Source organism: Timaviella obliquedivisa GSE-PSE-MK23-08B (genome assembly GCA_019358855.1).
GTDB lineage: Bacteria > Cyanobacteriota > Cyanobacteriia > Elainellales > Elainellaceae > Timaviella > Timaviella obliquedivisa.
This window is the reverse complement of record JAHHII010000010.1, coordinates 150280-162718: the sequence shown is the minus strand read 5'-3', so window position 1 is coordinate 162718 and position 12439 is coordinate 150280. Positions and strand designations below refer to the sequence as shown.

Annotated in this window: 12 protein-coding genes; 6 read left to right on the top strand and 6 right to left on the bottom strand. The window is 47.4% G+C overall.

Translation table 11 applies throughout. From position 1 onward, the window contains the following. Together KME11_17375 and KME11_17370 are read left to right on the top strand one after the other, a co-directional pair. The coding region (locus KME11_17375; protein MBW4516984.1) for a photosystem II q(b) protein at positions 1–126 on the top strand (126 nt) is incomplete at its 5' end. A gap of 139 nt (positions 127–265) precedes the next feature. Beyond that, positions 266–1666, top strand: coding sequence for a TldD/PmbA family protein (locus KME11_17370; GenBank protein ID MBW4516983.1), 1401 nt, complete (start codon positions 266–268; stop codon positions 1664–1666). Positions 1667–1693: 27 nt separating this feature from the next. On the opposite strand, the gene coaE is transcribed toward KME11_17370, so the two are convergent. From coaE to KME11_17350, 4 genes are all read right to left on the bottom strand, one after another. Beyond that, on the bottom strand, positions 1694–2305 hold the full coding sequence (coaE, locus tag KME11_17365; GenBank protein ID MBW4516982.1) for a dephospho-CoA kinase: 612 nt from the start codon (positions 2303–2305) through the stop codon (positions 1694–1696). A 91-nt stretch (positions 2306–2396) separates the two neighbouring features. Then, positions 2397–3968: a uroporphyrinogen-III C-methyltransferase gene (cobA, locus tag KME11_17360; protein MBW4516981.1), complete on the bottom strand. Its 1572-nt coding sequence runs from the start codon at positions 3966–3968 to the stop codon at positions 2397–2399. Between the two features lie 54 nt (positions 3969–4022). After that, positions 4023–5018, bottom strand: a complete 996-nt coding sequence (locus KME11_17355; GenBank protein ID MBW4516980.1) for a homogentisate phytyltransferase — start codon at positions 5016–5018, stop codon at positions 4023–4025. 246 nt (positions 5019–5264) lie between these two features. Beyond that, positions 5265–6116, bottom strand: coding sequence for a methyltransferase domain-containing protein (locus tag KME11_17350; protein MBW4516979.1), 852 nt, complete (start codon positions 6114–6116; stop codon positions 5265–5267). Positions 6117–6195: 79 nt separating this feature from the next. On the opposite strand from KME11_17350, the gene KME11_17345 reads away from it, so the two are divergent. The 4 genes from KME11_17345 to KME11_17330 all read left to right on the top strand — a co-directional run bounded on the left by KME11_17345 (position 6196) and on the right by KME11_17330 (position 9967). Continuing rightward, positions 6196–7530: a TrkH family potassium uptake protein gene (locus KME11_17345; GenBank protein MBW4516978.1), complete on the top strand. Its 1335-nt coding sequence runs from the start codon at positions 6196–6198 to the stop codon at positions 7528–7530. Positions 7531–7603: 73 nt separating this feature from the next. Next, positions 7604–8299 carry a TrkA family potassium uptake protein gene (locus KME11_17340; protein MBW4516977.1) on the top strand — a complete coding sequence of 232 codons (696 nt, stop codon included), beginning with the start codon at positions 7604–7606 and terminating at the stop codon, positions 8297–8299. Next, positions 8296–9438: an anhydro-N-acetylmuramic acid kinase gene (locus tag KME11_17335; GenBank protein MBW4516976.1), complete on the top strand. Its 1143-nt coding sequence runs from the start codon at positions 8296–8298 to the stop codon at positions 9436–9438. Before KME11_17340 ends, KME11_17335 begins: the two co-directional genes overlap by 4 nt. A gap of 79 nt (positions 9439–9517) precedes the next feature. Next, positions 9518–9967 carry a hypothetical protein gene (locus KME11_17330; GenBank protein MBW4516975.1) on the top strand — a complete coding sequence of 150 codons (450 nt, stop codon included), beginning with the start codon at positions 9518–9520 and terminating at the stop codon, positions 9965–9967. Positions 9968–10003: 36 nt separating this feature from the next. Here the strand turns inward: KME11_17330 and KME11_17325 are convergent, their stop codons facing one another. Beyond that, positions 10004–10738, bottom strand: coding sequence for a Uma2 family endonuclease (locus KME11_17325; protein ID MBW4516974.1), 735 nt, complete (start codon positions 10736–10738; stop codon positions 10004–10006). 83 nt (positions 10739–10821) lie between these two features. Next, positions 10822–12369 (bottom strand): AAA family ATPase, encoded by a 1548-nt coding sequence (locus KME11_17320; GenBank protein MBW4516973.1) that lies wholly within the window; start codon positions 12367–12369, stop codon positions 10822–10824. Positions 12370–12439: the final 70 nt, after the last annotated feature.

Genomic DNA, 12439 nt, shown 5'->3' with positions numbered 1-12439 from the left:
GTGTTGAACCGTGCGAACTTAGGGATGGAAGTGATGCACGAGCGGAATGCGCACAACTTCCCGCTCGACCTGGCAGCGGGTGAGGCGGCTCCTGTGGCACTGACTGCTCCTGCTATCCAGGGCTAGACCATGGCTTAGAATTGATGATGAGCGCTTCCGCAAGGGAGCGCTTTTTTATTGGGTTTTGGAGAATCTATGGAAGTGCGATCGCCCGAAGATACACTGCTACTGCACAATAGAAACAGTTCTTGTGGAGCGTCCCCTGATGTCTACTTTGTTCACAGATTCCACCAACCTATTGGCTGATTTGATTGCCCAATACCGATCGCAAGTCGATTACCTGGCAATTCGGTTGGAAGAAGCAGAGGGTACGGATATCTTGTTGCGCAGCAATAAAGTAGAAACTTTGAGTGAAGGCATTTCTATTGGAGGACAGGTTAGGGCTTGCCATAAAGGAGGTTGGGGGTTTGCTAGCTTTAATCGGTTGACCAATCTTAGAGAAAGAATTGAAGAGGCGATCGCTGCTGCTCGTTTGGTCGGGGATGAAGAAACCTGCCTTGCCCCAGTTCCTACTATCCAAGATATTTGTCATTTGCCCCTTCATGGCACCGATCCGCGTCATATTCTCCTTGCTCAAAAAAAAGCCCTTTGTAGTCACTATTCCGAAATTTTGCGGAGTGTTGATGATCGTATTGCCACTACCTCAGTTCGCTATAGCGATAGCGCTCAGCGCATCATTCTTGCCACATCCGACGGCACTTTGATTCAGCAATCCTGGATTGATCTGGAAATGCGTTTCGCTGCTACTGCTCGCAATGGCGAAACTGTGCAGACTGGACGAGAAACTATAGGCTCCCGTAAAGCCTACAACGACTTAGAAAATCTAGACAATCAAGTTCGCCACACAGGTCAACGCGCTGTTAGTGCTTTGAGCATGCCTGCTGTCAAGGGCAATGTTTATACCGTCGTGATTGATCCTATTCTCTCGGGTTTGTTTGTCCATGAAGCCTTTGGACACCTTTCGGAAGCCGATATGGTTTATGAGAACCCCGATATTTTAGAGGTGATGACATTGGGGCGACGGTTTGGGTCGCCGGATCTGCAAATTTTTGATGGGGCGGCTTCTGAAGGGCACCGTGGCAGTTATTTTTACGATGATGAGGGGGTTCCTGCTACCACTACCCAGTTAATTCAGGACGGGGTCTTAGTAGGACGCTTACATTCCCGTGAGACAGCTGGGAAATTAGGAGAACTTCCCACAGGTAATGCTCGTTGCCTCAACTATCACTATCCGCCTATCGTGCGGATGACAAATACTTGGATTGAGTCGGGTAAAACTCCAGTAGACGAGTTATTCAATGGTATTCAGGAGGGAGTTTATGCCCGCAACTGGATTGGCGGCATGACTAATGGTGAAATGTTTACCTTTGGAGCTGGAGAAGCCTGGATGATTCGAGATGGCAAAATCGCGGAGCCTGTGCGAGATGTTAACTTATCGGGTAATGTTTTTACGACGCTGGCAGATATTGAAGCGATCGGCGATGATTTTTATTGGGATGAGTCGGGCGGGTGTGGTAAGGGTGGTCAGAGTGGACTAGCTGTGGGTTGCGGCGGTCCTAGTTTGAGAATTCGCAATGTAGTTGTGGGTGGAGAAATGGCAGAGTAAGGTTAGGGGCATTTGGTCGGCGATTTCTTATATTCCTAAAGCCTTATCGACTTGCTGATATAAAGCTTCGAGGGTTGAGGAGTTGTCAAGCACAACGTGGGCTTGCTGAACTTTTTGCGCGATCGCCATTTGTCCATCAATCCTTGCACGGATTTGCTGAGGACTAAGGCGATCGCGTTCTTTTAACCGCTGCTCTTGCTGCTCTTGATAGCTGCGGACGACCCAAATCTCGGTGATTAAATCGGTCATTTGAGCTTCAAATAGTAGAGGAATGACGAGGAGTAAAATTGGAGCATTGGTTAGATGGCGTAACTCAGTCTTTAGGCGATCGCGTACAAACGGATGAATTTGTTGCTCTAGCCAGGTCTTTTCAGAAAGACTGTCAAAAATAATTCCTGCTAGCTGATGGCGATCGAGGGTTCCATCTGGCAGCAAAATATTTGCACCATAGCGTGCCGCAATTTTAGGTAATACTACTAAACCTGGCTCCACTGCCTCGCGCGCGTAAACATCTGCATCTAGAACGGGAATCTGCTTTGCTGCCAAATAGTTAGAAATGGTGGTTTTACCCATACCAATTCCGCCCGTTAATCCAATTCGCCTTTGCTGATTAGTATCAACAGCATTGCCCGCCTGCATCCTTCACCCCTTATCACTACAGACATAATCGAGCGCCTTCTTCCAGTTACTTTGTGTGGACTTGCTTCTGACAAGACTCCACAGAAGCGTTTTACTTTTTTCTAGCCCAAGTAACAATTGCTTGGGTTAACCCCTCTAAGGTGTAGTCTTCAGCTTCTATATCCACACGCCCTAACCATTGTTTACAAGCCGCCGAGGTCTGAGGCCCAATTGAAGCGATACAAAGGCTATCATCCCATCTCTCTAGCCTACTTCTGGTCTCTAAAAGCTGGCAGACACAGTTTACCGTTTTAGAACTGGCAAAGGTGATGACATCAACATCTGATAGTTTGTTCAAAACCTCTGGCGAGATTTCCTGAACACAAATCGATTGATATGCCGCGACTTCAGTCACGATCGCCTTTTTTGCCACAAACTCCTTCACCAAAACTTCTCGTCCACCCGTTTCAACCCTTGGAAATAAAATTTTTAGTCCTGCTAAATCATTCTCTGGAAAATGCTCAATTAATGAATCTGCTACAAAGTCTGGCGGCACATAGTCAGGCTGAATGCCGTATTGCTTAAGACTATCGGCAGTTTTTTGACCTACCACAGCGACTTTTATCCCAGCTAATGCCCGAGCATCTTTCCCTTGAGCTAACAGCCGCTCAAAGAAATAATTAACACCATTAGTAGAGGTCAGAATGAGCCAGTCAAACTGAGAAATTTGGGCGATCGCCGTGTCTAGCGCTTCCCAACTCGAAGGCTGACCAATTTCCAGTGCAGGCATCTCTACGACCGTCGCGCCTTGCTCCTCTAATAAATGGGTAAACTGGCTTGACTGCCCTGCCGCCCGGGTCACGATGATAGTTTTACCCGTTAACGGTAATGGGTGTGAGTTTATGAAATCAACAGCCATAGCATCAACCGCAGGGAAAGACAAAGACAGATCGTTAGGACAAGACTGGAGATAAGAACGAAGGCGAACGACCTCACCAATGGTAATAACGGCAGGCGAGAGGGATTGACGACTAGTTTTTTGAACAATGTCTTCGAGAGTGCCTATCCAAATTTGTTGCGCTGGATGCCCTGCCCAACGAATAATAGCGATCGGCGTTTGAGGCGATCGCCCATGCCTGAGCAACTGCTCGACGATGATAGGCAAGTGCCTGGCTCCCATTAAAATTACCAGTGTCTCAAGCCGAGCCAATGCCTCCCAATCTAACGCTTCTGGCTCGTGGGCACTCAAGACTGCAAAGCAACGGCTCAACACTGGATCGGTCAGCGGAATACCCGCCAGCAAAGGTGCCGCTAATGCCGAAGAGATGCCAGGAACCACTTCAAAAGGGCACTCTGCTTCATTCAGTGCCTGAATCTCGGAAGTCGATCGCCCAAAAATAAACGGGTCGCCGCTTTTCAGCCGGACAACCTGCTTTCCTTGTTGGCAGTGTTTAACCAACAGGTGATTAATAGTTTCTTGGGTCGCGCTGGGTAAACCGCCCCGCTTACCCACATTCAATTTAAGACAGCTTTTTGGCACAAGCTGAAGCAACTCTTCATCGACTAAAGCATCGTGTACCAGCACCTCTGCCCCAGAAAGCAATTGCTGTCCACGTACCGTGAGATAGGCTAAGCTGCCCACTCCTGAACCGACTAAGAAGACTCTGCCCGCTGGGTTTGCCATAGCTGTTATTGTGCTAAATACAACTTTCAAGTCTTTCGCTTTCGTGCGTCTTGATCACCACAACACGCACGAAAGTGGAAAGAGCAAATATTCTAAAAAGAAGAGCTTCCAAATAAACTGATAAAACTGAGCGATCGCCTCTTTATTTTGCAAGTTGACTCGAAAACTCTTAACCCATAGCGCCATCAATGCTAGCCCATGAGTTCCTACTAAAAATACTGGATTAACATTTGGAAGGAGCAAACCTGCCCCGATCGCGCCTAAGTAGCAAGCTGTAATGACCCAGCGGGATAAGTTAAAAACAGCAGGAGCGCCTAAGCGGACGGTAAAAGTAGAGATGTGATAGAGGCGATCGCCCTCTAAATCAGGAATATCCTTAAAGATGGCGATCGCAAATGTAAACACGACAATAAACGCCGTTAGCACCCACACAATCGGCGGAATTTCTGGTACATTCACTCCCAAAAACTGCTGTTTAGTAGATGCTCCCAAGTGCATGGTGTAACTAAGAAATAGCCCCAAATTAACGATCGCCCCTCGCACGGTAAAAATGCACAAAGATGCCCAAACTGGAAACCGCTTTAACCGGATTGGCGGTAGTGAGTAAGCCGTTCCAATCAGCAAGCTTGCCCAAATGGTAAAGGTTAAGAAGGTGCCTAGAAAACTAGATAAAGTGAGGGCAAGAAAGCCCGTAAACACCACAATTCCTTGACCCATAGAGCGAGTGAATTCTCCGGAAGCTAAGGGCAAATGTGGCTTGTTAATGCGATCGATATCTACATCTTCTAACTGATTCAGCCCAACAATATAAACGTTGCCGCAAAGACAAGCAACCAATGTCAAAACAATAAGGAAAGGAGGATAGGATTGCTGCCCACCATTTAGCGCCCAAGCCATTAGAGCCAACCCCAATACACTTAAAGTTGTGCCAATGACTGTGTGTGGGCGAGAAAACTTCCAGAAGGCATACAGCCAAGGAAACTGACGCTGAACGATATTTGTTTTGTAAACGCCTGCTGATAAAGGCTTAGACGGTGAAATCCGACTCATAAATTCCGACTCATAAATACAATCGCTTGAGGGCTACCGAATTATAGTAAGCAATATTTAATACCTCGGGAATCCTTCTGTGCTTCCATCAGTGCCCATATCACGTTCAATCTCACCTAATTTCTCACAAAAAATCCCCAACGGGAAGCCAGGGATAAGTATTATGGAGCTTCATATCAGAGACATTGACCATGCCGCTATGCTTCTCTGCTAACTTTTATATTTATCTAAGACAAATTTCAAGCGTCAAAGCTTAGTAGCGCTCAGTAACCCAAAGCGAATCAAGCCTCGCTCATATCCTCGCTGCATTAGCCCTAACGAGAGCGCTGCCTGAATGGTTGTCCAGCCCGATCGCAGTAGTCCAAAAATAGCGCTGGGCGTGATTGCAGAGTCGATTACCACGTTCCAGAAGGGAGCCACGGCAGTAGACCAGTCGGCAGTGCGGATAGATTGGAAAGATAAGGATTGGGCGATCGCCTCATACTCCGGCAACGACACTACGTAAGGTAAACAGTAAACCCGATAAATATCTTCCAGATGCTTCTGCTCATCGGCAGTCAGCGGCGCATCGGGAGGAGCAGTGGGACGATTACACCAGGTTGCCATCAGCAGCGTGCCACCAGGCTTCAAAACGCGATAGCACTCTCGCAGAAACTGTTGCTTATCGGGCATGTGTTCGCCGCTCTCAAGCGTCCAAACTAAATCAAAAGAATCATCGGCAAACGGCATGGCAAGAGCATCGGCAACTTGAAAAGAGGTACGATCGCCTAATCCTGCAACTTGCGATCGGGCGATCGCCCGGTTTGCCTGAACAGGACTCAACGTAATACCCGTTGCCTGAGCATTAAACTTTTCCGCCAGGTAAAGCGAACTGCCACCAATACCACAGCCTACATCTAGAATTCGTGTTGCTTGCTGCACGCCTGCCCAGGCTAAAAGCTCTTCAATTAAATCAATCTGCGCCTGTCGCCGCTCTTTTTTCTCTGTACCATCGGCACCATAATAACCGTGGTGCATATGCTCTCCCCACACCTCCTCCCATAGCCCAGAAGAGGCATCGTAGAACTGTTGAATTTGTTGCTGCAAAGTTATGGGCATCGCTTGGGGTAATCTCTAAGATGGAAATCTTGAAGTGTTCTCTACTTTGTATCAAATTCTCCCTCACTCTCGTCCCCTCATGACAGTTTCTCGCACGATTTGCCTAGGATTTATTGCAGTGATTTTCACCGGGGCATTTCTCCTCATGCTGCCGTTTTCTAGTACTGCTAGCGGTTGGGGAGATTTCGTGACTGCTCTTTTCATGTCTACCTCTGCGGTTTGTGTAACGGGCTTGGCGGTTGTTGATCCGGGTACTTACTATACATTTCCAGGTCAGTTTTTTCTTCTAGTTTTGGTACAGGTGGGCGGCTTAGGCTATATGACTGCAACCACTTTTTTGCTATTACTTATAGGACGTAAGTTCGGCTTAAGGGAGAAAATTGCAATTCAGCAATCTCTCGATCGCCAAGGGATGTCTGGGGTCGTGCAGTTGGTTAAATCAATTATTGCCGTAACGCTCATCCTTGAGCTAACTGGTGCGTTTGCTCTGCTTCCAGTTTTTGCGCCCCGGTTTGGGCTTCAGCAGGGGCTTTGGCTCTCAGTTTTTCACAGCGTTAGTGCTTTTAATAATGCTGGTTTTGGTCTGCTCCGCGATAACTTTATTGGGTATGCGACTTCGATACCAATCAACATTGTTATTCCCCTTCTCGTCATCTTCGGGGGTCTTGGTTACCAGGTGATTATGGAAATGTATTTGTGGACGCGCGATCGCCTCACAGGTAGAAAAGAGCGCTTAGCTTTTCCTCTAAACTTTAAGATTGCAGTCAGTACAACGCTATTTTTACTAATAGGTGGAACCCTGGCTATTCTATTAATCGAATTTAGAAATCCAAACACCCTAGGTAATTTTAATTTTGGTCATAAACTCATGATTGCCTGGTTCCAAGGCGTGGTTCCCCGAACGGCTGGATTTAATTCAATTGATTATAGTCAAATGACTACAGCCGGATTATTTCTAACTACTCTTCTAATGTTCATTGGAACCAACCCTGGCGGGACGGGGGGCGGAATTAAAACTACGACCTTCAGAATTCTCTTCAGCACCACGCGATCGGTTTTACAGGGAAAAGAAGAAGTCATTTGCTATCAGCGGAGAATCCCAACAACCTTACTTTTAAAGGCAGTAGGAGTGGTATTTGGTTCCCTAAGCACTGTCATACTTTCTACAATCTTAATTTCCTTAACAGATCCTAGCATTGACTTCATTCGCATCTTTTTTGAAGCCGTTTCAGCCTTTGCAACAGTAGGACTTTCTACGGGTATTACTGCTAGCGTTTCGACAATGGCAAAACTTATTTTAGTTGCCACAATGTATATCGGCAGAGTTGGCATTTTACTGATCATGGCTGCCGTTTTAGGTGACCCTACCCCAAACTCTATTCATTACCCTGAAGAAAACCTTTTGGTAGGATAGTCCAGCCACTATTTGTTGAGTTAGTTGAGTTAATTGCTGGTAACCAGAAAAATTAGTTTTTAGGTATTTAGCTGTGAGCCTATCCTCGTTAAGCTTTTTCAGAAGTCTTCGTGCCAATAACCGTCAGTTTGCCGTGATTGGTTTAGGTCGCTTTGGTCGGGCTGTTTGTATGACTCTTCATCAACTGGGTTACGAAGTTTTGGGCATTGACTCAGACGAACGTCGAGTGGCTAATATTTTGACTGAGCAACTTGCGGCTCATGCTGTTCAGTTAGATTCCACTGAGATATCTGCCCTCAAGCAAGCCGGAGTTTTTGAGTTTGATACTGTGATTGTGGCGATCGGGAATTATGTGCAAGAAAGTATCATTACAACCCTCAATCTTAAAGAAGGCGGCGTAGCTCACGTTGTTGCCAAAGCCTCTTCCGAAGTTCATGGTAAGTTGCTCAAGCGGGTCGGAGCCGACCATGTGGTTTATCCAGAGCATGAAATGGGCTGCGAGCTGGCGCGATCGCTCACTCGTCCCGGCATTCTCGAACGTTTTGAGCTTGACCCTAACAGCAGCATTGTCGAAGTTGTTATTCCCGCCGAGTTTGATGGCAAAACGATCATGGAATTAGACCTGCGGAAACGCTATGGGTTAACCCTCCTGGCAGTTTGTAAAGAAGGTAATTTTGAAATTAACCCTAGCCCTGTTCTGCGGCTTCACAAAGGCTGGTTAATGGTTGTGATTGGCACCAACAAAGGCATTGAGCAGTTACCCGTATGAAAGTCATCGGTCTAATCAGCGGTACATCGGTTGATGGCATTGATGCCGCCTTTGTCGAAATTTCAGGAGCTACCGATGATCTGAAGGTTGATCTCATTGCTAGTAAAACCTATCCTTACTCCGCCGAGTTGCGATCGCAAATTCTAGCAGTCTGCGGTGGTGCAGCTTTATCAATGCCTGAGTTTGCGGCGTTAGATGATGCGATCGCCCAATCCTTTGCCCACGCTGCCCTATCGATTCAAGTGGGTCATCCCACCGCCGACCTAATTGGCTCCCACGGACAAACCGTCTACCATCGCCCTCCGGCGACGCACCTTGGCTACAGTCTCCAGCTTGGACGAGGAGTCTTAATTGCCGACCTAACCCAAATCACCACCATTAGCAACTTTCGGGCTGGTGACATTGCCGCTTGGGGACAGGGCGCACCCTTAGTTTCACCCGTAGATGTTTGCTTACTGAGTCATAATACCCACGATCGCTGCGTCCAAAATATTGGAGGGATTGGCAACGTTACCTATTTGCCTGCCCGCAGCCGATCTTCTGCTCGCACGATGGGCTGGGATACTGGTCCGGGCAATGCCCTTCTAGATTTAGCAATACACCAACTTACCCAGGGCGAAAAGACCTTTGATCCAGAGGGTGCCTGGGCAGCCCAAGGAAATCCATGCTTACCGCTGGTTCAACAATGGCTGCAACAAGACTTCTTTCACCAGCCGCCGCCTAAATCAACGGGACGCGAACTTTTTGGCGTGGAATATTTGCAGCAGTGCTTCGTCGAGGCTGAACCCTATCACCTGGAGCCTGCGGACTTTTTGGCAACGTTAACCGAGCTAACCGCTGCTTCCATTGCCCAGAGCTATCGCGATTTTCTACCTCATCTACCTGACCAAGTTTTGCTTTGTGGGGGGGGTAACCACAACCTTTATCTTAGGCAGCGGCTTCAAGCAAATCTAAATACAACTGAAGTTCGTACTACTAATGAAATGGGCTTAAATGCTGACTTTAAGGAAGCGATCGCCTTTGCAATTCTTGGTTACTGGCGGCATCAAAATATACCCAGTAATCTCCCTGATGTTACTGGCGCTAGCCGAAAGGTTGTTCTAGGGGAAATTCACATGGTAGATGCTCAGGCAAAGTAGATACGATGTATTCCAATTAAGCTATTCCTGTCTCTTTGCCAGTTGCCCCACACAAAATATGATGACAAAAACTGGTGTTGTGCCTCACACGTTTCTTTTAGAGTCGGGACGCTGGTTGTTACAAGGCAATTGGCTTGATCGAGATGGGATGCCTATCACCGTTAAGGGCAAGATTTTGATTGCTTGGAGCCGTGACGACTGGTACACAATGGTAACTAAGCTGACATTTCCTGGAAGCGATCGCAGTGAAATTTGTCTTCAGTATCGCGGACGCTTTGGTCTGGGAGATCGCCAATACACCTTTGTGCTCCAGCATAGTTTGCTGGGTCGAGTCGAAGGCGAAGGCTGGATTGCCCCCGAATCTATTGTTCAGCGCTATTGGGTGTTGGGCGATCGTCAGCGCCGTACTGGCTTTGAAACCCTCCATCAACTGACTGCCGACCAATACTGTCTTTCCAGCAGCGTTATGTCTGGGCATTATCTAACTAGCACAATAGAAGCGACTATCGATCGGCAGCCTGAGCAGTAGTTTCATGCCAGAGTAAATAGTTAGAAGTTAGAAATTTCACACTTGATCGGGATCAACCCCAAGTTCTCGGAGGCGGGTAGCAAGTCGTTCAGCCCGCTGGCGCTCCTGTTGCACTTGTTCAGCAGGCAAGGGTAGCCAGTTATCTTCTGCATCATACCAACGGAGCCAAAGTCCTTCAGTTTCTGCGTAGACTCCTTGCCAGACTCCTAACCCCAGATTCATTTCTTCAAACCAATGGCGCTTATTCGCAAGAGTCAATTCTTCATAGCGGGTAGCAACAAGCCGAAACAACCGGAACTGGTTTTGATAGCGATCGAATATTGCGTAGTAAGGAATTCGCAAAATCTGCTCATAGACTTGCCATTTGGTCGGTGGAGTATTAACCTCTCGTAACGTTTGCCCTAGATCCTCCGCTTCAGTGGCGGGTGAGAGCAATTCTATAACTAGAAAAGGAGCGGTGCCTTCTTGCCAAATCACATAGCTCCAGCGCAAGTCTTCCTGCTTTTGGGCAGGGGCTTTACCTAAAACTAAAAACCAATCGGGGCGCTTGTGCCACAAAGGATGTTTGACATCGTAGTAAAGATTTAAATCTGTGGCAACAAAAAACTCTTGGGTTGAGTAATCAGGCGGATGGCAAGTTTCGCGTAAAAGCTGGGGCTGAAACTCATGAAATTCGTCGGGCAAACCAGGCTCCTCTGGATCTTCGCTGGGAAGATCGTACATGGTGGGGAGAGAATTATAGAGAGAATGAAGGGGGTCTTGTTGATACATGATGGCGATCGCAAATGCGGCTCACCTTATTTTAAGGCTAGGACAATTAGATGAGTTAACTGATACTTCGTTCTATTGGTTCTCTAACTAGAGACAGGGAAACAAGAATATAGAAGCTGCGTTCCAATATCCTGCGTCGTATCGATCGCTTTGACATAGGGCTTTTCCACTTCAGAAAATGGCTCTAAAGATTGCTGTGACAGTACATCTGCCGTAGCGTCGGCAATATCTCCAGTACGATTATGAAGGCGATCGCGTAACACCTCTAACGGAGCCTCGCAATGCACAATTTGAAGGGGAATTTCAGCCGCTGCGGCTCGATCAATCACGGCTTCCCGCAGTATTTGGCGATCGTACTTGGCATCCAAAATCACCGTGTAGCCCTGATTTGATAGCAACAGTCCTAGGGACAGGAGGCGATCGTAGGTCTTCTGAGTCATTTCTGGGCTGTACAAATCATCCTCACCTCGTTGGTCTAGCGGCACGCCGCCCAGATGCTTACGAACTGCGTCAGAACGAATGTAAATGCCACCTGTCTGGCGGGCAAGTTGGCGAGCAGTGGTACTTTTCCCAGAACCTGATAAACCACAGGTCAAGAAAATTTTCCCGATTTTGGGCTTCGCATATTCCCACGCCAAACGATAGTAGAGGGCTGCTTTCTCGCTGCCCTTTTGCTTCTCGGAATCCGGCACACCCGGATCATTTAGCATGAAGGAAGTCACTTTAGCCCGAACATAGGTTTGGCGATCGACATAGATGGGTAGAACTTGCAGCCCTTCCCAGTCGCCTGTTTGCTCAATATAGGTGCTCACGAAAATGGCACTCAGATCAGGACGATTGCGCACTTCCAAATCCATCACAATGTAAGCAATGTCATACATCACATCGACAAAGCGAAACGGCTCGTTAAACTCAATACAGTCAAACAGCATCAGTTGATTTTGCCATTGGCAAATATTGCCCAAATGCAGGTCGCCGTGGCATTCTCTAATCCAGCTGTTTTGAATGCGGTTAGTGAAGAGATCGGCGCGATCGCTAAAAAATTGATCGGTGTAAGCTTTAGTTTCGTCAAACTGCTGTTGGGTTTGAGGACCACCGATATAACCTTCCGTTTGCTGATAGTTTTCGTCAAAGGCTTGGCGAACCTGTGTCACTTCTCCAAAACTGCGGATGTAATCGTTAGATGGACAAGTTTTGTGAAAGGTGGCGATCGCTTTTGCCAGTTCGACTAGGAGATCTTCCGTTAACTGACCCCGTTCAAACAAGCTGGATAGAAGAGAGGTTTCTGGAAACTGACGCATTTTCACTGCATATTCCACAACTTCTCCAGAGCCGCCTAGCTCAAACTCTTCCCCAGTTTGCGTAATTGGCAAAACCTCCAGATATATCCCTGGCGCACCTCGCTGATTCATCCGAAGTTCTTCAGAGCAAAAATGCTGCCTTTTTTCTAAGGTGGAATAGTCTAAAAAACCGAAGTTCATCGGCTTCTTGGCTTTGTAGGCATAGTCCCCGGTTAAAAAGACGTAGGAAATATGGGTTTGAACAAAGCCAATGGGTTCAGTCACCGGATGGGGATAGAACTCTGGACGCAGCATTTTTTGAACTAAGGGAGGCAGGGTACTCTCGGTCATGAGGTGCTTTAAAAAATGGGCAATAGTGGGAGATTAACATGCAATAGGGGTGCAGCCTAGCTGCACCCCC

Coding starts and splice junctions, on each gene's coding strand:
- KME11_17335 (MBW4516976.1), top strand. CDS start 8,296: ATGAAAGTCATCGGTCTAATCAGCGGTACATCGGTTGATGGCATTGAT.
- KME11_17320 (MBW4516973.1), bottom strand. CDS start 12,369: ATGACCGAGAGTACCCTGCCTCCCTTAGTTCAAAAAATGCTGCGTCCA.
- KME11_17345 (MBW4516978.1), top strand. CDS start 6,196: ATGACAGTTTCTCGCACGATTTGCCTAGGATTTATTGCAGTGATTTTC.
- KME11_17350 (MBW4516979.1), bottom strand. CDS start 6,116: ATGCCCATAACTTTGCAGCAACAAATTCAACAGTTCTACGATGCCTCT.
- KME11_17370 (MBW4516983.1), top strand. CDS start 266: ATGTCTACTTTGTTCACAGATTCCACCAACCTATTGGCTGATTTGATT.
- coaE (MBW4516982.1), bottom strand. CDS start 2,305: ATGCAGGCGGGCAATGCTGTTGATACTAATCAGCAAAGGCGAATTGGA.
- cobA (MBW4516981.1), bottom strand. CDS start 3,968: ATGGCAAACCCAGCGGGCAGAGTCTTCTTAGTCGGTTCAGGAGTGGGC.
- KME11_17355 (MBW4516980.1), bottom strand. CDS start 5,018: ATGAGTCGGATTTCACCGTCTAAGCCTTTATCAGCAGGCGTTTACAAA.
- KME11_17325 (MBW4516974.1), bottom strand. CDS start 10,738: ATGTATCAACAAGACCCCCTTCATTCTCTCTATAATTCTCTCCCCACC.